18 protein-coding genes are annotated in these 19,556 nt (G+C 71.3%); 16 read left to right on the top strand and 2 right to left on the bottom strand.

Going from position 1 to position 19,556, the window contains the following annotated elements; translation table 11 throughout:
• Window positions 1–444 precede the first annotated feature (444 nt).
• The 3 genes from AB0M30_RS09750 (at window position 445) to AB0M30_RS09740 (ending at window position 5,524) form a co-directional block, all read left to right on the top strand.
• Window positions 445–1,614, top strand: a complete 1,170-nt coding sequence (locus tag AB0M30_RS09750; protein ID WP_364582011.1) for an acetoin utilization protein AcuC — start codon at window positions 445–447, stop codon at window positions 1,612–1,614.
• A 2-nt stretch (window positions 1,615–1,616) separates the two neighbouring features.
• A complete protein-coding gene (locus AB0M30_RS09745; RefSeq protein WP_364582009.1) occupies window positions 1,617–4,298 on the top strand; it encodes a GNAT family N-acetyltransferase in 2,682 nt (893 codons plus the stop codon).
• A gap of 92 nt (window positions 4,299–4,390) precedes the next feature.
• Window positions 4,391–5,524 (top strand): serine hydrolase domain-containing protein, encoded by a 1,134-nt coding sequence (locus tag AB0M30_RS09740; RefSeq protein WP_364582006.1) that lies wholly within the window; start codon window positions 4,391–4,393, stop codon window positions 5,522–5,524.
• A gap of 143 nt (window positions 5,525–5,667) precedes the next feature.
• On the opposite strand, the gene AB0M30_RS09735 is transcribed toward AB0M30_RS09740, so the two are convergent.
• Together AB0M30_RS09735 and AB0M30_RS09730 are read right to left on the bottom strand one after the other, a co-directional pair.
• Window positions 5,668–6,690, bottom strand: a complete 1,023-nt coding sequence (locus AB0M30_RS09735) for an acyl-CoA dehydrogenase family protein (protein ID WP_364582004.1) — start codon at window positions 6,688–6,690, stop codon at window positions 5,668–5,670.
• Between the two features lie 8 nt (window positions 6,691–6,698).
• Window positions 6,699–7,862 carry an acyl-CoA dehydrogenase family protein gene (locus tag AB0M30_RS09730; protein WP_364582001.1) on the bottom strand — a complete coding sequence of 388 codons (1,164 nt, stop codon included), beginning with the start codon at window positions 7,860–7,862 and terminating at the stop codon, window positions 6,699–6,701.
• Window positions 7,863–7,965: 103 nt separating this feature from the next.
• Here AB0M30_RS09730 and AB0M30_RS09725 point away from each other — a divergent pair, with 103 nt between their 5' ends.
• From AB0M30_RS09725 to AB0M30_RS09665, 13 genes are all read left to right on the top strand, one after another.
• The gene (locus AB0M30_RS09725) at window positions 7,966–8,157 is read left to right on the top strand and encodes a ferredoxin (RefSeq protein ID WP_364581998.1); all 192 of its coding nucleotides are present in this window, start codon (window positions 7,966–7,968) and stop codon (window positions 8,155–8,157) included.
• Window positions 8,158–8,240: 83 nt separating this feature from the next.
• Window positions 8,241–9,098 carry a 3-oxoacyl-ACP reductase gene (locus AB0M30_RS09720; RefSeq protein ID WP_364581997.1) on the top strand — a complete coding sequence of 286 codons (858 nt, stop codon included), beginning with the start codon at window positions 8,241–8,243 and terminating at the stop codon, window positions 9,096–9,098.
• Entirely contained in the window at window positions 9,095–9,853 is a 759-nt protein-coding gene (locus AB0M30_RS09715; protein WP_364581994.1) for a glucose 1-dehydrogenase, read from the top strand. Before AB0M30_RS09720 ends, AB0M30_RS09715 begins: the two co-directional genes overlap by 4 nt.
• Before the next feature lie 100 nt (window positions 9,854–9,953).
• Complete coding sequence (locus AB0M30_RS09710; RefSeq protein WP_013224299.1) at window positions 9,954–10,742, top strand: ABC transporter permease; 789 nt, start codon at window positions 9,954–9,956, stop codon at window positions 10,740–10,742.
• Entirely contained in the window at window positions 10,742–11,590 is an 849-nt protein-coding gene (locus tag AB0M30_RS09705; protein WP_014466821.1) for an ABC transporter permease, read from the top strand. Before AB0M30_RS09710 ends, AB0M30_RS09705 begins: the two co-directional genes overlap by 1 nt.
• Window positions 11,587–12,921 carry an MCE family protein gene (locus AB0M30_RS09700; protein ID WP_364581991.1) on the top strand — a complete coding sequence of 445 codons (1,335 nt, stop codon included), beginning with the start codon at window positions 11,587–11,589 and terminating at the stop codon, window positions 12,919–12,921. The genes AB0M30_RS09705 and AB0M30_RS09700 overlap by 4 nt, the downstream gene beginning before the upstream one ends.
• Window positions 12,918–13,955, top strand: a complete 1,038-nt coding sequence (locus AB0M30_RS09695; RefSeq protein WP_364581990.1) for an MlaD family protein — start codon at window positions 12,918–12,920, stop codon at window positions 13,953–13,955. The genes AB0M30_RS09700 and AB0M30_RS09695 overlap by 4 nt, the downstream gene beginning before the upstream one ends.
• Entirely contained in the window at window positions 13,952–14,983 is a 1,032-nt protein-coding gene (locus tag AB0M30_RS09690; RefSeq protein WP_364581987.1) for an MCE family protein, read from the top strand. Before AB0M30_RS09695 ends, AB0M30_RS09690 begins: the two co-directional genes overlap by 4 nt.
• Entirely contained in the window at window positions 14,980–16,173 is a 1,194-nt protein-coding gene (locus AB0M30_RS09685; protein WP_364581985.1) for an MCE family protein, read from the top strand. Before AB0M30_RS09690 ends, AB0M30_RS09685 begins: the two co-directional genes overlap by 4 nt.
• Window positions 16,170–17,333: an MCE family protein gene (locus AB0M30_RS09680; RefSeq protein ID WP_364581982.1), complete on the top strand. Its 1,164-nt coding sequence runs from the start codon at window positions 16,170–16,172 to the stop codon at window positions 17,331–17,333. The genes AB0M30_RS09685 and AB0M30_RS09680 overlap by 4 nt, the downstream gene beginning before the upstream one ends.
• A complete protein-coding gene (locus AB0M30_RS09675) occupies window positions 17,330–18,559 on the top strand; it encodes an MCE family protein (RefSeq protein WP_364581979.1) in 1,230 nt (409 codons plus the stop codon). Before AB0M30_RS09680 ends, AB0M30_RS09675 begins: the two co-directional genes overlap by 4 nt.
• On the top strand, window positions 18,556–19,044 hold the full coding sequence (locus tag AB0M30_RS09670) for a hypothetical protein (protein ID WP_364581976.1): 489 nt from the start codon (window positions 18,556–18,558) through the stop codon (window positions 19,042–19,044). The genes AB0M30_RS09675 and AB0M30_RS09670 overlap by 4 nt, the downstream gene beginning before the upstream one ends.
• On the top strand, window positions 19,041–19,523 hold the full coding sequence (locus AB0M30_RS09665; protein ID WP_364581975.1) for a hypothetical protein: 483 nt from the start codon (window positions 19,041–19,043) through the stop codon (window positions 19,521–19,523). The genes AB0M30_RS09670 and AB0M30_RS09665 overlap by 4 nt, the downstream gene beginning before the upstream one ends.
• Window positions 19,524–19,556 lie beyond the last annotated feature (33 nt).

Raw genomic sequence — 19,556 nt, 5'->3', positions numbered from 1 at the left:
CTCGCGGAGCCATGCGTGCCCGGCCGAGCTCAGCGATGCTCGCCGAGCCATCGGCGCGCGGCCGAGTCCGGCAGCGCTCGCGGAGCCCATCCGTGCCCAACCGAGTTCGGCGACGCTCGCCGAGCCGGAGCACACCCGCCCGCCTGGGCGGCACCCGCACCTTGCACGGCCGTCCGCGCCCGGCCGAGCTCCGGCGACCTTCGCCGAGCTGTCCGAGCCCGGCCAGGCCCACCGGTGCTCGTGGAGCTATCCGCGCCAGCCGAGCCCCGGCGACCCTCGCCGAGCCACCCGCGCCCAGCCAATCCCGGCGGCCCTCGCCGACCCGAAGCACCCCCGCCCACCAAGCCCCACGTCCCCTCCCACCAGCCCGCCCCCGAGCCGGCCCCTCCTCCTCCGGACCTTCCACTCCACCTATCTCCGCAATCGGCACTAGAGTCGGGCGGTATGTCGCCGGCCGTTGTTTGGGACCGTGCCCTGCTGGGTTATGACCTGGGTGGGGATCACCCCTTCAATCCCGTCCGGCTGGAGCTCACCGTCCGGCTGGCCACCGAACTCGGCGTGCTCCGGGACGTCGAACTGCTCGTCCCGACCGGCGCCGGGGACGAAGAGCTGCTCCGGATCCACGCCCCCGAATACCTCGCCGCCGTGCGGGAGGCTCCGCTCGTCGGGTGGGATGTCGGGCACGGGCTCGGGACCTCCGACAACCCCGTCTTCTCCGACATGCACGACGCCTCCGCCCTCGTCGTCGGCTCCACGCTGCTCGCCGCCCGGAAGGTCGCCGAAGGGGAGGCTCGCCGGGCCGTCAACATCGCCGGGGGCCTGCACCACGCCATGCGGGACCAGGCCGCCGGCTTCTGCGTCTACAACGACTGTGCCGTCGCCATCTCCTGGCTGCTCGACCACGGCTTCGACCGCATCGCCTACATCGACACCGACGTCCACCACGGCGACGGCGTCCAGGCCGCCTTCTACGACGACCCGCGTGTCCTCACCATCTCGATGCACCAGCACCCCTTCACGCTCTGGCCCGGCACCGGCTACTCCGCCGAAACCGGCCGCGGGAAGGCCGATGGCACCTCCGTCAACGTCCCGCTGCCGCCGCGCACCCGGGACCCGGGGTGGCTGCGGGCCTTCAACGCCGTCGTCCCCTCGCTCCTCGCCGACTTCGAACCGCAGCTGCTGTTCACCCAGTGCGGTGTCGACTCCCACGAGGAAGACCCCCTCGCCGACCTCTCGCTCAGCGTCGACGGGCACCGCACCATCTATGCCACCCTCCGCGACCTCGCCGAGACCTACGCCGGCGGGAAGTGGATCGCCGTCGGCGGGGGCGGGTACCAGCTGATCCGGGTGGTGCCGCGGTCGTGGACGCACCTGATCGCCACCGTCCTCGACCGGGACGTCGACCCGGCGACGCCGCTGCCGCCCGAATGGGTCGCCACGGTCGGCAAAGCCGCGCCGCACGCCGAGCTGCCACGGGCGATGACCGACGAGCGCGACACCGGGTTCAAGCCGTGGGGTGACGGCGAGGACGACCCGGTCGACGTCGCCGTCCGGGACACGCGCCGCGCCGTCTTCCCGCTGCACGGCCTCGATCCGGACGACCCCAGGGACTGACCATGGCCGGACGAGATCCCTTCGACTACCCCCGCGACTGGGAGGCCGACGTCGTGCTGTCCGACGGCGGCACCGTCCACCTGCGCCCGGTGGTGCCCACCGACGCCGACGGTCTCGTCGCCTTCCACGCGAAGCTCTCCGAGCGCACCCGCTACTTCCGCTACTTCGGCGCCTACCCCCGCATCCCGGAGAAGGACCTGAAGCGCTTCTCCACGGTCGACCACCACGACCGGGTCGCGTTCGCCGCCTTCCTGGGTGACGACATCGTGGCCGTCGGCCGGTACGAACGGCTCGACCACGGGCCGTCGGCCGAGGTCGCCTTCGTCGTCAGCGACGCCCACCAGGGCCGCGGGCTCGGCTCGATCCTCCTCGAACACCTGGCCGCGGCCGCGTCGGAATGCGGGCTGCGCCGGTTCGTCGCCGAGGTGCTCGCCGAGAACGCCGCGATGGTGCGGGTCTTCCGCGACGCCGGTTACCAGGTCAGCCGCGAGATCGAGGAAGGCGTGCTGCACCTGGAGTTCGACATCGACCCGACCGAGGAGTCCCTCGCCGTCGCGCGCTCCCGTGAACAGGCGGCCGAGGCCCGCAGCGTGCACAACCTGCTGCACCCGTCCTCGGTCGCGGTGATCGGCGCGTCCGCCGAGCCGGGCAAGGTCGGCCACGTCGCCTTCGTGAACCTGCTGGCCGCCGCGTTCACCGGCACCGTCTACCCGGTCAACCCGGAGCATCGCTCGGTGCGCGGCGTCCGCGCGTACCCGTCGGTGCTGGACATCCCGGACTCGGTCGACCTGGCCGTCGTCGCGGTGCCCGCCGAGGCCGTCGAGTCCGTTTTGGACGCTTGCCTGGCGAAGGGCGTGAAGACGCTGCTGATCCTGTCCAGCGGGTTCGCCGAAGCCGGCCCGCGCGGCCTGCACGCCGAGCTGCGGCTGGTCGGCGAGGCGCGGGCGCACGGCATGCGCGTGGTCGGCCCGAACGCGCTCGGCGTGCTGAACACCGCGCCCGGGATCCGGCTGAACGCCACGCTCGCGCCGCGGCTGCCCGGCCGCGGGCGCACCGGCTTCTTCTGCCAGTCCGGTGCGCTGGGCACCGCGATCCTCGCCGACGCCGAAGCGCGCGGCCTCGGCCTGTCGACGTTCGTCTCGGCCGGCAACCGCGCCGACGTCTCGGGCAACGATCTGCTCCAGTACTGGGAAACCGATCCGGACACCGACCTGGTGCTGCTGTACCTGGAGTCCTTCGGCAACCCGCGCAAGTTCGCGCGGCTGGCCAGGCGGCTCGCCCGGACGAAGCCGATCGTCGCGGTCAAGTCGGGGCGGCACGCGGTCCGGCCGCAGCTGGCGGCGACGTCGACGGAGATCGACGAGGCCAGCGTCCAGACGCTGTTCGAGCAGGCCGGGGTCGTGCGCGTGGAGTCGCTGGCGCAGCTGTTCGACACCGCGCTCGTGTTCGCCCACCAGCCGCTGCCCGCCGGGCCGCGGGTCGGCATCGTCGGCAACTCCAGCGCGATCGGGCTGCTGGCCGCCGACACCGCGCGGATGCAGGGCCTGCGGCTGGCGTCGGACCCGGTGGACGTCGGGCCGCAGGCCGGGCCGGAGGAGTTCGCCAAGGCCGTCCGTGAGGCCCTCACCTCGCCGGAGACCGACGCGCTCGTCGTCGTGTTCGCGCCGCCGGTGGCGATCCCCGGCACGGCTTATGCGCGGGCCCTGCGGGAGACCGTCGTCGAACTGGGCCAGCACAAGCCGATCGTCTCGACGTTCCTCGCCGCCGAAGGCGTTCCGGACGAACTCGCGGTGCTGTCCGGCGACGGCGTGCCGACGCGGGGGTCGATCCCGTCGTACCCGAGCCCCGAACGCGCGGTGAACGCCCTCGCCCGGGTCATCCGGTACGCGGCGTGGCGGCAGCGCCCGCAGGGCAACCTGGTGCGCCCCGCGGGGATCCACACCGAACAGGCCCAGGGCATTGTGCGCGAACTCCTGGAGGCCGACAGCGGCAAGACGACGATGCTCTCGGACGCCGAAGTCGTGCGCCTGCTGGACTGCTACGGCATCGACGTCGTGCCCTTCCGCATCGTGTCCACTGTGGACGACGCGGTCGCGGCGGCGGCCGAGCTGGGCTACCCGGTGACGCTCAAGGCGGTCGACGAACGGCTGCGCGGGCGGCCCGACCTGGCCGGTGTCCGGCTCGACCTGGCGTCCGAAGACTCGGTGCGCACGGCCTACGAGTCGTTGCGCGAGGTCTCCCGCGACGACGAGGTGTACGTCCAGCGGATGGCACCCAAGGGCCTGTCGTGCGTGATCGGGCTGCAGGACGACCCGTCGTTCGGCACGCTCGTGTCGTTCGGGCTGTCCGGGCTGGTCAGCACGCTGCTCGGCGACCGCGCCTACCGGGCCGTGCCGCTCACCGACGTCGACGCCGCGACGCTGCTGCGCGAGCCGCGGACGGCGCCGCTGCTCACCGGTTACCGCGGCGACGAGCCGGCCGACCTCGCCGCGTTGCAGGACATGGTGCTGCGCGTGGCCGCGCTGGCCGAGGACAACCCGGAGGTGCGGTCGCTGGTGCTGGACCCGATCCTGGCCTCGCCGGAGGGCGCCTTCGCCGCCAACGCCCGCGTGGTGCTGGGGGCGCCGCCGTCCCGGCCGGACACCGGTCCGCGCCGGCTGCGTGCGATCAACCCCCAGGACTGAGAACGTCGTTCCGGTCGGGATGGCGCCACGGAACGCGACCCGCCCGCGCGAGCGAACCTCGCGCCGGCCGGCGGCGACATAAGGTGCTGAGCATGGCCCCGCTGACCGAACTGCTGACCCCCCACGTCGGCGACCTGCCGGGCGCGGTGGCGCTCGTGGCCCGCGGCGAGCAGGTCGAGGCCGCCTCCGTCGGCTCGGCCGACGCCGAGGGCACCGTGCCGATGGCGCGCGACTCGCTGTTCCGCATCGCGTCGCTCACCAAGCCGATCGTGGCCGCGGCGACCCTGCTGCTCGTCGACGACGGCGACCTGTCCCTGGATGACCCGATCTCCCGGTGGCTGCCGGAGCTGGCGTCGCCGGTGGTCGTCCGGACGCCGGCGGGCCCGATCGACGACGTCGTGCCGGCCGCCCGCCCGATCACGGTGGCCGACCTGCTCACCTTCCGCTGCGGGTACGGCCTCACCGAGGACATGACGCTGCCCGCGGTCGACCTGCTGCTGCAGGTGCTGGGGCACCCGGCCGCGTCGCCGCGGGCGCTGTCGCCGGACGAGTGGCTGGCGGCGCTGGCGCAGGTGCCGCTGCTGCACCAGCCGGGGGAGGCGTGGCTCTACGACACCGGCTCGGACCTCCAGGGCGTGCTGATCGCGCGGGTCGCCGGCCGTCCGCTGCCGGAGTTCCTGGCGGAGCGGCTGTTCGAGCCGCTCGGCATGGCCGACACCGGGTTCACCGTGCCGACCGCGGCGCTCGGCCGGTTCACCAGCGCCTACCGCCGCGGCGAGGACGGGCTGCGGCTGATCGACTCGCCGGAGGGCCGGTGGAGCACCCCGCCGCCGTTCCCGTCCGGGGCCGCCGGGCTCGTCTCGACGGCCGACGACCTGCTGGCGTTCGCGAGGTTCCTGCGCGACGAGGGCACGGCGGGCGGCCACCGCCTGCTGACGCCGGAGTCGATCCACCGGATGACCACCGACCACCTGACGCCGGCCCAGCGGGCCGCGGGCCGGCCGTTCCTGCACGGCCAGGGCTGGGGCTACGGCGGATCGGTGGACGTCGACGCGAAGGAACCGTGGGAGGTCCCGGGCCGCTACGGCTGGGTCGGCGGCGCGGGCACGTCCCTGCACCTGATCCCGGCGACGGGCACGGTCTCGGTGCTGCTGACCCAGGTCGAGCTGACCAGCCCCGAGCCCACCCCGCTGATGCGCGAGTTCTGGACCTACGCGGCGAGCTGACCCGCCCGTACCCGGAGGGTCGGCCGGCGTACCTGGAGGGTCGGTTCGCGTACCTGGAGGGTCGGCCGGCGAGCCGACCACTCAGGTACGTGGGCCGACTGTCCGGGTACGCGAGCCGACTGCCTGGGTACGGGGGCCGACCGTCAGGGTTCGCGGGCGAGGAGGTCGCCCAAGGCCAAGAGCTGGTGGGTGGCCGGGCCGAGCTGGAACTCCAGGCGCTTCGCCGCCGTGAAGTACCGGTGCACCACGTGGTCGACGTCGATGCCGACGCCGCCGTGGACGTGCACCGCCGTGTGGGCGACCCGGTGGCCCGCTTCCGCCGCCCAGAACTTCGCCGTCGCCACCGCTTCGGCTGCCGGGACGGCCGCGGTCAGCTGCCAGGCCGCCTGCTGCGTCGTCAGGCGGACCGCTTCGACGTCCAGGTAGGCGTCCGCCAGGCGTTGGCGGACCGCCTGGAACCCGCCGATCACGTGGTCGAACTGCTTCCGCTCGGCCGCGTACGCCGCCGTCAGCTCCAAGGCCCGCTCGACCACGCCGAGCTGCTGGGCGCACACCCCGACCGTCCCGCGCAGACGCAGCCACTCGCCGATGTCGCCCAGCGACACTCCGGGCACTTCGGACAGGGAAAGCAGGCCCGCGTCCGCGTGGTCGACCGTCTGCTGCGGCCGCACCGACACCCCGGACGCGGCCGCGTCGACCAGGAAGACCTCGTCCGCGGTGGCGACCAGGAACCCGTGCGCGAACGCCGCGAACGGCACCGCCGTCTGCGTACCGGACACCCGGCCGTCCGACGCCGTGAAGCCGGACAGCGCCACCGCGAGAACACGTTCGCCGCGCAGCACCGGCAGCACCCAGCGGTCCACCAGTTCCGGCGTGCCGAACTCCGCCAGCGCCGACGCCGCCATCGTGATCGACGGCAGATACGGGACCGCCGCCACCGCGCGGCCGACCTCGGTCAGCACCGCGCACTGCTCGAGCAGCCCGAACCCGCCGCCGCCGAGCGACGACGGCAGGGCCGCGTCCAGCACGCCCGCCTGGCCGAGCGCCGTCCACGCGACCGTGTCGAAGCCGCCGGTGCCGTGCGGGTCGTGGGTGGCCTTGTCGGCCAGCAACCGCCGGGCCAGCGCCGCGAGGTCGGCCGACGCTTCGGAAGGGGTGAAGTCCATAGGTGCTCCTAGCGCGTGACGGGCAGGCCGAGGGCGGTGGCGGCGATCATGTCCCGCTGGATCTCGTTGGTGCCGCCGCCGAAGGTGAGGATCAGCGCCGACCGGTGCAGCCGCTCGATCCGCCCGGCCAGCAGCGCCCCCGGCGAGCCTTCGCGGACGACGGCCGCCGCGCCGAGCACCTCCATCAGCAGCCGGTAGGCCTCGATCGCGAACTCCGTGCCGAACACCTTCGTCGCCGACGCCTCGGCCGGGCCGAGCTCACTGGCCGCGGCCGCCCAGGCGATCCGCCAGTTCCGCAGCTTCAGGTACTCCGCGCCCGCGTGCACCCGCGCGAGGTGCAGCCGCACCCATTCGTGGTCGATGGCGCCGGTCTCCTTCGCCCACGCCGTGACGTCGGCCAGTGCCTTGCGGATCGGTGCCGACGACGTCAGCGCGACGCGCTCGTGGTTGAGCTGGTTGGTGATCAGCGGCCAGCCCGCGTTCTCCTCGGCGACGCGCGAAGACACCGGCACGCGCACGCCGTCGTAGTAGGTCGCGCTCGTCCCGGCCCCCGCGACCGTGTGCACCTTGGTCCAGGAAAAGCCGTCCGCGGACGTCGGCACGATGAGGATCGACAGCCCGCGGTGCTTCTTCGCGTCCGGGTCGGTCCGGACCGCGAGCCAGACGTAGTCGGCGTACTCGATCAGGCTCGTCCACATCTTCTGGCCGGTGACGACGTACTCGTCGCCGTCCAGCTCGGCGCGCGTACGCAGCGACGCCAGGTCGGTGCCGGCCTCCGGCTCGGAGTAGCCGATCGAGAAGTGCAGCTCGCCCGCGGCGATCTTCGGCAGGTAGAACGCCTTCTGTTCTTCGGTGCCGTAGCGCATGATCGTCGGGCCCACGGTGTTGACCGTGAGGAACGGGACCGGCACCCCGGCGACGGCCGCTTCGTCGGTGAAGACGAGCTGGTCGAGCATCGACCGGGCCTGCCCGCCGTACTCCTTCGGCCAGCCCAGCGCGAGCCAGCCGTCCTTGCCCAGCTGTCGCACGATCTCCTTGTACGCCAGGCCATCGCCGTACTCGCCGCCGCCCGAGCGGAGGCTCGCCCGCCGCTCGGGCGTCATCAGCTCGGCGAAGTACTCCCGGAGCTCCGCGGCCAGCGCGCGTTGTTCCGGCGTGTAGTCGATCCGCACCCGTCACCTCCACCCGGTCCGGCTCGTTGTGGTGCCGTACCGGCTCCCGGCGTTACAGTAGAACCTGTTCTAGTTGTACCAGGGCTCGAGCGGCGGAGGAAGCATGGAGATCGGCGTCGACCGGCAGCTGTGCGAGGCGAACGCGGTGTGCGTGGGGCTCGCCCCGGGCGTCTTCGACCTCGATGACGAGGAAGAACTGGTGGTCCAGCCGGGTCCGGTACCGGCCGACCAGGTAGAACGCGTTTCGAGTGCGGTCAAGGGGTGCCCGAAGAATGCGCTGTTCATTGCCAGTTAGCACCGTTCACTCAGGGGCTTGCCCTGAACGAGAACAGATTCTACTGTAGGCGCGACATCCAGGACTCGACGAGGAGGTCCGCGGTGAGCTTGACCGGCAGGACGGCGATCGTCACGGGCGCCGCCGCGGGGCTGGGCCGGGCCGAGGCGCTCGCCTTGGCCGGGCGGGGCGCCACGGTCGTCGTCAACGACATCGGCGAGCCGAAGGACGTCGTCGCCGAGATCGAAGCGGCCGGCGGCAAGGCCGTCGCGGTCGCGGGTGACGTCGGCGACCGGGCCACGGCCGACGCGCTCACCGAGGCCGCGCTCGACCTCGGCGGACTCGACATCGTGGTCAACAACGCGGGCGTGCTGCGCGACAAGATGCTGTTCTCGATGTCCGACGACGACTGGGACACCGTGCTGCGCGTGCACCTGCGGGGCCACTTCCTGTTGTCGCGCAACGCCGCGAAGCACTGGCGGGACCAGGCCAAGGCGGACGGCGCGCCGGTGTACGGGCGGCTGGTCAACACGGCGTCCGAGGCGTTCCTCATCGGCTCGCCCGGCCAGCCCAACTACGCCGCGGCGAAGGCGGGCATCACGGCGCTCACCATGTCGGCCGCCCGGAGCCTGGCCAAGTACGGCGTCCGCGCCAACGCGATCTGCCCTCGCGCGCGGACGGCGATGACCGAGGGCGTGTTCGGTGCTCCTCCCGCCGAGGGTGCCGATCCGCTCTCGGTCGAGCACGTCGCGCCCTTCGTGGCCTACCTCGCGTCCCCGGCGGCCGAGCACGTCAACGGCCAGGTGTTCGTCGTGCACGGCGGCACCGTTGCGCTGGTCGAGCCCCCGCGGATCGAGCAGCGCTGGAAGCTCGACGAGCTCGAGACGTCCCTCAGTGCCTATTTTGCCGACCGCGACCCCGGCCGGATGTTCGCCGCCACCGAAATCCTGGGAGAGTCATGAGGCTGGACGGGAAGATCGCCCTGATCACCGGCGCCGCCCGCGGGCAGGGCGAGGCCGCCGCGCGCGCGTTCGTCGCCGAGGGCGCCAAGGTGGTGATCGCCGACATCCTCGACGACGAGGGCAAGCAGCTGGCAGCCGACCTCGGCGAGCAGGCCGTCTACCAGCACCTCGACGTCGGCGACGAGGACGGCTGGGCCGCCGCGGTCGAGCGCGCGACCACGGAGTTCGGCGCGCCGAACGTGCTGGTCAACAACGCCGGCATCCTCCATTTCTCGGAGCTGGCGCAGACGACGCTGGCCGATTACGAACGCGTGATCCGGGTGAACCAGATCGGGGCGTTTCTCGGGATGCGTTCGGTCGTTGAACCGATGACCGCCGCCGGCGGTGGCTCCATCGTCAACGTGTCCTCTGTGGAGGGTCTGGCCGGGATGCCCTACCTCGTCGCCTACACCGCGAGCAAGTTCGCGATCCGCGGGATGACCAAGGTCGCGGCGATGGAGCTCGGCAAGAAGCACATCCGCGTCAACTCGGTGCACCCCGGCGCGATCGACACCAAGATGGTCGAGACCGCGGCGGGCGGCCAGAAAGTCGACATGTCGTACGTCGGGAAGAAGGTCGCCCTGAAGCGGGTCGGGCAGCCCGAAGACATCGCCAAGCTGGTGCTGTTCCTGGCCAGCGACGAGAGCGCGTACTGCACGGGTGCGGAATTCGTCGCGGACGGCGGGGCGACGGCGACGCACGCGCTCAACTTCTGAAGGAGAACTGCCGAAGAGGTTGAGTGAACACCGCTAACCAAAAGCGGGAACCGGGTGTGGAGAAGACTCGGAGGTCAACGGCGACTTACTGGGAGGTGTGGTGAGCGGAGGCACTGGCACGCTCCCGGGAACCGCGGCCCTGACCCAGGTCGGCCGCCTGGCGACGCTTTCCTGGGAAGTCCTGCGCGCGATCTTCAAGCGCCCGTTCCAGGCCCGCGAGTGGATCCAGCAGTGCTGGTTCTTCGCCAGCGTCACGATCCTCCCGACGGCCCTGGTCGCCATCCCGTTCGGCGCGGTGATCGCCCTGCAGCTCGGCTCGCTCACCGCGCAGATCGGCGCCCAGTCGTTCACCGGCGCGGCCAGCGCCCTGGCCATCGTGCAGCAGGCCAGCCCGCTGATCACCGCGCTGCTCGTCGCGGGCGCCGGCGGCAGCGCGGTCTGCGCGGACATCGGCGCGCGCAAGATCCGCGAAGAGATCGACGCCATGGAGGTCCTCGGCGTCAACCCGATCCAGCGGCTCATCGTGCCGCGGGTGCTCGCCGCGATGGTCGTTTCGGTGCTGCTGAACGGCTTGGTCAGCGTGGTCGGCGTGCTCGGCGGCTACTTCTTCAACGTCGTCCTGCAGGGCGGCACGCCCGGCGCGTACCTGGCCAGCTTCAACGCCCTCGCCCAGGTGCCGGACCTGTGGGTCAGCGAGATCAAGGCGCTGCTGTACGGCTTCGTCGCCGGGGTCGTCGCCGCCTTCCGGGGGCTGAACCCGGCGGGCGGGCCGAAGGGTGTCGGCGACGCCGTCAACCAGGCCGTGGTCATCACGTTCCTGCTGCTGTTCCTCATCAACGTCGTGCTCACCGCGATCTACCTGCGGATCGTCCCGCCGAAGGCGATGTGATGACCGCGGAACCCCTGGACGCCGACCGGACGCTCGAGTACATCGCGCGGCCCGGCCAGAGCCTGGAAGGACTCGGCAAGCAACTCGCGTTCGCGGCGAAAGCGCTCGCCTGGTCGCCGCGCACGATCCGCCGCTACAGCCGGGAGACGCTGCGGCTGCTCACCGAGGTCTGCTTCGGCACCGGCGGCCTCGCGGTCATCGGCGGCACGCTCGGCGTGATGATCGGGATGACGCTGTTCACCGGGCTCATCGTCGGCCTGCAGGGCTATTCCGCGCTCAACCAGCTCGGCACGGCCGCGCTCACCGGGTTCATCTCCGCCTACTTCAACACCCGCGAAGTCGCGCCGCTCTCGGCCGGACTCGCGCTGTCCGCCACCGTCGGCTGCGGCTTCACCGCCCAGCTCGGCGCGATGCGGATCTCCGAGGAGATCGACGCGCTGGAAGTCATGGGCGTGCCGAGCATGCCGTACCTGGTGACGACCCGGGTGCTCGCCGGCGTCGCCGCGGTGATCCCGCTGTACGCGGTCGGCCTGCTCTCGAGCTACCTCGCGTCGCGGCAGATCACCATCTGGCTCTACGGCCAGTCCGCGGGCACCTACGACCACTACTTCACGCTTTTCTTGCCACCCGGCGACGTTCTCTGGTCGTTCGGGAAGGTGATCGTGTTCAGCGTGCTCGTGATCCTGTCCCACTGCTACTACGGCTTCAACGCCAGCGGCGGCCCGGCCGGCGTCGGCGTCGCGGTGGGCCGCGCGGTGCGGACGTCGATCGTGCTGATCTCGGTGCTGGACTTCTTCTTGTCCCTCGCGATCTGGGGCGCGAACACCACGGTGAGGATCTCGGGATGAGGCGCGAGCTCTGGCAGCGGCTCCGGTACCAGGTGCTGGGGCTCGTCTTCCTGCTCGTCGCCGCGTTGTTCATCACGCTCACCCTCGCCGTCTACAACAAGGTGTTCACGCCGGTGACGCTGGTGAAGCTCGAAACCGACCGGGTCGGCAGCCAGCTGCGCACCGGCGGCGACGTCAAGGTCCGCGGCATGCTCGTCGGCGAAGTCCGGTCGGTGCTGGCGAAGGGCGACCACGCCGAGCTGGAGCTGGCCCTCGACCCGGACAAGACGCCCGTCATCCCGGCGAACGTGTCCGCGCGGCTGCTGCCGAAGACGCTCTTCGGCGAGCGGTACGTCGCCCTGCAGCTGCCCGGGAAGCCGGAACGCGCGATCCAGGCCGGTGACGTCATCCCGCAGGACCGCAGCAGCGCCGCGATCGAGCTGCAGAAGGTCCTCGACGACGTGATGCCGCTGCTGCAGGCGGTCCAGCCGGAAAAGCTGTCGAGCACGCTCACCGCGGTGGCGACCGCGCTCGACGGCCGCGGCAAGCAGCTCGGCGAGACCCTGGCCGGGCTGTCGGACTACCTCGGCAAGCTCAACCCGTCGCTGCCCGACGTCAAGGCCGACATCACCGGGCTCGCGAACGTCGCCGCCACCTACGACAAGGCGGCGCCGGACCTGCTGCAGGCGCTCTCCGACCTGACGACCACGAGCCGGACGATCGTCGACCAGCGCGCGCAGCTGAGCGACCTCTACGCCACGGTCACCGCGGCTTCGGTGGACCTCACGAGCTTCCTGCAGGTCAACGAGGACAACCTGATCCGGCTCACCACGGCGATCCAGCCGACCCTGGACGTCCTCGCCAAGTACGCGCCCGAGTACCCGTGCCTGATGCGGCAGCTCGCCGAGTCGGTGCCGCGGGCGGAGCTGGCGTTCGGCAAGGGCACCGCGCACCCCGAGGTCAGCCGGGTCACCATCGAGTTCGCCGCCAGCCGCGGCAAGTACCTCCCCGGTGTCGACGAGCCGAAATACGAAGACAAGCGCGGCCCGCGCTGCTACCCGACCGTGCCGAAGCCCGGGGTGTGGCCGCAGTACCCGCCCGACGGCGCCATCAAGGACGGCTCCAGCAAGCCGGCGCCGCCGAAGAACCCGCCCGAGAAGCTGCCCGGCCCGATCACCGCGGGCGGCGGGGCCGTCGGCGGGGACGGCACGATCGTCGGCTCGGCCTACGAGAACGACCTGATCGACCTGCTCGCCTCGCCCGCGCTCGGCACTTCGCCGGGTGCCGTGCCGGGCTGGGCCGGCCTGCTCGTCGGGCCGCTCTACCGCGGGGCGGAGGTGGAGCTGAAGTGAGGAGCTTCGTCCCGTCCCTGCTCAAACTCGTGGTGTTCGCCGTCGTCACCGTGCTGTTCACCGGGATCCTCGCGGCCACCATCGCGAACACCAACTTCGGCGAGACATCGGGTTACCTGGCGAAGTTCACCGACGCGTCCGGGCTCAAGGAAGGCGACGACGTCCGCATCGCCGGGGTCAAGGTCGGCCAGGTCGACACGATCGAGGTGGTCGAGGGCGAGCGGAACCTCGCCGAGGTCCGGTTCGACGTCGAGCACGCCTACCGGCTGCCGGAAACGGTGACCGCGACGATCAAGTACCGCAACCTGGTCGGGCAGCGCTACCTCGCGCTCGGCACCGACGTCCCCGGGGACAAGGCGCTGCCCGAAGGCGGCACGATCCCGCCGGAGCGCACGAAACCCGCGTTGAACCTCACCGTGCTCTTCAACGGCTTCAAGCCGCTGTTCAAGGCGCTGAGCCCGAAGGACGTCAACCAGCTCTCGGCCGAGATCATCAGCGTTTTCCAGGGCGAGGGCGGCACGATCACCAGCCTGCTGCGGCACACGGCGTCGCTGACGTCGGCGATCGCGAGCAAGGACCAGGTGATCGGCCAGGTCATCGCCAACCTCAACACGGTGCTCGGCACGGTCAACGCCCGCGGCCCGCAGCTCGGCGACCTCATCGAGCAGACCCAGAAGCTGGTCAGCGGGCTGGCCGAGCAGCGCAAACCGATCGGTGACGCGGTCAGCGCCCTCGGCGACCTCGCCGTGTCGACCACCGGGCTCCTGGCCGACGCGCGCCCGGCTCTCAAGGACGACGTCGCCCAGCTCGGCGTGCTCTCGCAGAACCTCGGCGACTCCGGCGAGCTCCTCAACCACCTCCTCGAAGTACTGCCGGGCAACCTCCAGAAGTTCACCCGGACCCTGAGCTACGGCAGCTGGTTCAACTACTACCTGTGCGGGATCACCGGCACCATCGGCATTTCCTCGCTGGACATCACCCTGCCGATCATCCCGATCCCCGGCACCGAGCGCGCGGAGAGGTGTGGTCCGTGAAGCCGCTGAAGGAACGCAACCAGGCGATGGTCGGCGCGGTCGCGCTCGTACTGATCGTGCTCGTCACGGCCACGACGTACTTCTCCGACCAGCTCCCGTTCTTCGGCAACGGCACGACGTACTCGGCGTACTTCGGCGAGTCCGCCGGGCTGGCCGCGGACAACGAGGTCGAGGTCGCCGGGGTCAAGGTCGGCACGGTGTCGTCGGTGAAGCTGGCGGGCAAGCAGGTCCTGGTCAAGTTCCGCGTCAAGGACGTCCGGGTCGGCGACGCGACGACGGCGTCCATCGAGATCAAGACGCTGCTGGGGGAGAAGTACCTCGCGCTCGACCCGAAGGGCGGCGGCGCGCAGGAGCCGAACCAGACCATTCCGCAGGCCCGCACGCGCACCCCGTTCCAGCTGCAGGACGCCTTCGAGCAGCTGTCGACGACGGTCGGCGACATCGACACGAAACAGCTCGCGGACAGCTTTAACGCGTTGTCCGACAGCCTCAAGGACAGCCCGCAGTACCTGAAGGACACGCTCACCGGGCTGTCGTCGCTGGCCCGCACGGTGTCCTCACGGGACGCCGACCTGCACACCCTGCTGGCGAACACCAGCCAGGTCTCGAAGACGCTGTCCGACCGCAACGCCCAGCTGCAGCGCGTGATCAGCGACGGCAACCTGCTGCTCACCGAGCTGCAGAACCGCAAGCAGGCCATCAACGCCCTGCTCACCGGCACCCAGCAGCTTTCGGCGCAGCTGACCGGGCTCGTCCAGGACAACCGCGAGCAGCTCAAGCCGACGCTGGACAAGCTCGGGAAGGTGACCGACATCCTGCAGCGCAACCAGGGCAACCTCGACCAGAGCCTGCAGCTGATGGCGCCGTTCGCCCGCGTCGGCGCGAACGCCACCGGCAACGGCCGCTGGTTCGAGGGCTACCTGTGCGGGCTGCTGCCGCCGACGATCACCGTGGGCGGGCTGCACATCAACCCCGAAGGCTGCACCCCGCCGATCGCGGCGCCGAACCAGGGGGTGGGCCGCCGATGACCATCCACACGTCCCGCGGCCGCAGCCTGGTGACCTGGCTGGCGTTCGCCTGCATCCTCGCGCTGGTCGTCACCGCGGGGCTGTACCTGGTGTTCCGGTCGTCGAACGGCACCAAGCTTTCCGCGTACTTCGGCAAGACCGTCGGGCTGTACGCCGGTTCGTCGGTGCGGGTGCTCGGCGTGCCGGTCGGCGAGGTCACCGACGTCACGCCGCAGGGCGACGCGGTCCGCGTCGACATGCGGGTCGACGACGTGCCGCTGCCGGCCGACGTCGGGGCCGTCGTCGTCGCGCCGAGCCTGGTCAGCGACCGGTACGTCCAGCTGACCCCGGCCTACGACAGCGGACCTGTCCTCGCTTCGGGCACGGTACTGGCGAAGGACCGGACGGCGACTCCGGTCGAGCTGGACGACCTGTATTCGAGCCTCGACAAGCTGTCGACGGCGCTGGGCCCGAACGGTGCCAACAAGGATGGCGCGCTGTCCGGTGTGCTCGACACCGCCGCGAACACGTTGAAGGGCAACGGTGCTTCGCTGAATTCGACGGTCGGGCAGCTGGCCGACCTCGCGAAGACCCTCGACGGCTCGAAGGACGACCTGTTCTCGACCGTGCAGAACCTGAACTCGTTCACCGGGGCCCTGGCCCAGAGCGACCGGCAGCTCAACGAGTTCTACGGCCGCGTCGCCGACGTCAGCCGGTTCCTCGCCGCGGACTCCTCAGAGGTGGGCGCCGCGCTGCAGTCCCTCGGCGGCGCGCTCGGCGACGTCCAGCAGTTCGTCAACGACAACAAGACGGCCTTGGAATCCAATGTGGACAAGCTGGCGTCGCTGTCGAAGGTCCTGGTCGACCAGCGCGCCGCGCTCGCCGAGGTGCTCGACATCGCGCCGACCGGCGCCACGAACTTCATCAACTCCTACGACGCGGCGTCGGGCACCATCGCCGTCCGCGACAACCTGAACGAGCTGACCAACCCGCCGATCCTCACCGTGTGCCGGCTGATCAGCGCGGTCACCCCGAAGGAAGTCCCCGACGCGCTCGGGAACATCTGCAAGAAGCTCGCGCCGATCCTGGACGGCGCGCTCAAGCTGCCGACGATCCCGCAGGTGCTCAACTCCCTGCAGAACGGGACGCTGCCGCCGTTGCCGCTCCCGCTGGTCGACGTGATGGAACAGCTTTCCGGCGGTGCGAAGTGAAGGGGCGCCGGCGGATCGCCGGGGCGCTGGCCGGGGTGCTGGTGCTGGCCGGCTGCAGCGACGGCGGGTTCAACGGCCTCTACGGCACACCGCTGCCGGGCGGCGCCGACGTCGGCGACCACCCGTACCACGTCACCGCGTTGTTCACCGACGTGCTCGACCTGGTGCCGCAGTCCAGCGTGAAGGTCAACGACGTCGCCGTCGGGCGGGTCGACAAGATCACGCTGACCCCGGACACGCGGTCGGCGCTGGTGGCGATGACCGTCAACGGCGACATCGCGCTGCCCGCCAACGCCCGCGCCGAACTCAAGCAGTCGAGCCTGCTGGGGGAGAAGTTCGTCGAGCTGAGCGTGCCGACCGCCGAGCCGGCCGCTGGTCGCCTCGCCGACGGCGGGCAGATCCCGCTCGGGCGCACCAACCGCAACCCCGAGGTCGAGGAGGTGCTCGGTGCGCTTTCGCTGCTGCTCAACGGCGGCGGCGTCGAGCAGATCCAGAAGATCAGCCACGAGCTCAACGACGCCCTGTCGGGCAACGAGCCGGAGATCCGCGCGCTGCTGTCCCGGGTGGACGAACTGGCGACCCAGCTCGACGGGCACAAGAGCGAGATCCTCCGCGCGATCGACGGCCTCGCGAAGCTGTCCCACACCTTGACGGGGCAGACGCAGAACCTGACGAACGCGCTGGACAACCTCGCGCCGGGCCTGAAGGTCGTCACGGACCAGCGCGACCAGCTCGTGGGGATGCTGAATGCGCTGAACACGCTGTCCGGCGTCGCGGTGGACACCGTGACGAAGAGCCGCGACCAGCTCGTCGCGAACCTCAAGGCCCTGCAGCCGACGCTGGCCAAACTCGGGGAGGCCGGCCAGAACCTGCCGAACGCGTTGCAGATCCTGCTCACCTACCCGTTCCCGGACTACGCGGGCAACGTGATCAAGGGCGACTACGCGAACGTCGAGGCGAACGTGAACCTCGACCTCGACACGCTGATCTCGAACTTCACGAACTCGTCGCAGCCGCCGATCGCGCTGCCGTCCGGGATCGGCGGCCAGCCTTCCGCCGTCGCGCCGCCCCTGCCGCTGCCCGACCTGGGTTCGGCCCCGCCGGCGGCCGGTCCCGGCCTGCTGGGCGGGCTGCTCGGCCTGATCGGGGGCGGCCGGTGACCCGCAAGATCCGGATCCAGCTCTTCGCGTTCGTCGTCATCGCGGTGGTTTCGGTCGTCTACGCCGGCGGCCGGTACGCCGGGCTGGACCGGCTCTTCGGCAACCGCGGGTACGTCGTCACCGCGCAGCTGACCGACTCCGGCGGCGTCTTCGTCAACTCCGAGGTCGCCTACCGCGGGGTCACGGTCGGGCGGGTGACGTCGATGACGCTCACCGAGCACGGCGTCGACGTCGCCCTCGACATCGACTCCGGCGCCCCGGACATCCCGGCCGACGCGCACGCGCAGGTGGCGAACCGGTCGGCGGTGGGGGAGCAGTTCGTGGACCTGCTGCCCCAGCACGACGGCGGGCCGTTCCTCAAGGACGGCTCGGTGATCACGGCGGACAAGACGTCGTTGCCGCCGTCGCCGGACACCGTGCTCACCCACCTCGACGACCTCGTCGCCAGCGTGCACCCGGACTCGCTGCGGACGGTCGTCGACGAGACGTACAACGCGTTCGCGGGCGCGGGCCCGGAACTGCAGCAGCTGCTGGACAGCACCGGGTCGTTGACGGCGGTGGCCGCCCAGTACGTGCCGCAGACGCAGGGGCTGCTGGCGAACTCGCGGATCGTGCTCGGCACCCAGGAGCGCCAGGCGGCGAACATCACCGACTTCGCTTCGGGGCTCCGCACCATCGCCGGTCAGCTCAAGAAGTCCGATCCGGACCTGCGGCGGGTGATCGCGGAAGCGCCGCGGCTGAGCCGGCAGATCAGCGACGTGCTGGCCGCGTCCGGGACCGATCTGGGCGTGCTGTTCGCCAACCTGCTGACCACCGCGCAGATCACGACGTCCCGGAAGGATTCGATCGAGGAGCTGCTGGTCGCGTACCCGATCATTTCCGCGTTCTCGCCGTCGACGTCCCCGGACGGCACCGGTCACCTGGGCGTGGTGTTCAACTTCTTCGACCCGGCTTCGTGCACGAAGGGGTATGAGGGGACGAAGCAGCGTCCGGCGAACGACGAGACCGAAGCGCCGGTCAACATGAACGCCTACTGCGCCGAGCCGCCGGGCAGCCCGACCGGGGTGCGCGGGGCGCAGAACGCGCCCTACGCGGGGAAACCGCCGGCGATTCCGGCCGCGCCGCAGCAGCAGGCCGCGCCGGCGCCGCAGCAGCTGCCCGGGATGCTGAGCCTGCTCACCGGGCCGTCGGCGGGCGGGCTGGCCCGGTTGCTGGGCGCGCCGTGAAGCTGCGGTTCCTGGTGGTGCTGGCGGTCTTGTCGGTCTTGGCGGCGGCGTTCTCGGGCTGGTCCTGGTGGCGCGCGGCGGCCGACGATTCCTACGCCCGGGGCCGCGAGCGTGACGCGGTGCTGGCCGCGTCGGGTCCCCAGCTGGTCACGTTGAACACGATCGACTACCGCACGGCGGCGGCGGACGTGGACCGCTGGATCACGGCGACCACGGGCCAGTACGGGAAGGACCTGGCCGGGGACCGCCAGCTGCAGATCGACCGGGCCGCCACGGCCCGCACGGTGTCGTCCGCGTCGCTGGTCCAGGCGGCGGTGACGGAGATCGACGTGCCACGCGGGACAGCGCGGCTCCTGGCCGTGGTGGACGTCCGGGTGTCGACGGGCGGATCTCCCGCCGCACCGCGCTTGAACCGGCTGACGGTGGACGTGTCCCGCGCCCCGGACGGGTGGAAGATCGCGGGTGTCCAGGCGGCGGGCTCATGACGAGGGTCCTCGTGGCGATTGTGGTCCTGGCGCTGGGCTGCACGGCGTGGTTCGGCATCGAAGCGGCCTCGCTGACCCCGGGCGACAACCTCGCCTTGGTGGATCCGCCGGCGACGGCGGCGGTGTCGTCCGAGGTGAGCGACGCGGTGAAGGCGGTGTTTTCGTACGACTACGCGAACCTGCCGCGCACCGAGCGGGCGGCTTCGGAGGTCCTGACCGGAGACGCGGTCCGGCAGTACCAGGCCCAGTTCGCCTCGGCCCGCACCCGTGCGACGGCGGAGAAGCTGACCCGCACGACCACGGTCCGGGCGATCGGGGTCCGGTCGTTGCGGGGCGACTCCGCGGATCTGCTCCTGTTCCTGGACCAGCAGACGGTGGCCCACGGCGGGGGAGCGCCGACGTCCTCGGTGGCCCAGCTGGCGGTGACGGCGAAACGGGTCGACGGCCGCTGGAAGCTGGCCACCCTGACGGCGCTCTGAAAATCGCGCCGGCGATCGGGCTTGCCCCTCGTC

The organism is Amycolatopsis sp. NPDC051716 (assembly GCF_040681595.1).
Classification (GTDB): domain Bacteria; phylum Actinomycetota; class Actinomycetes; order Mycobacteriales; family Pseudonocardiaceae; genus Amycolatopsis.
Note: the sequence above shows the minus strand (reverse complement) of the source record. Positions and strands in the feature narration are given on the sequence as shown.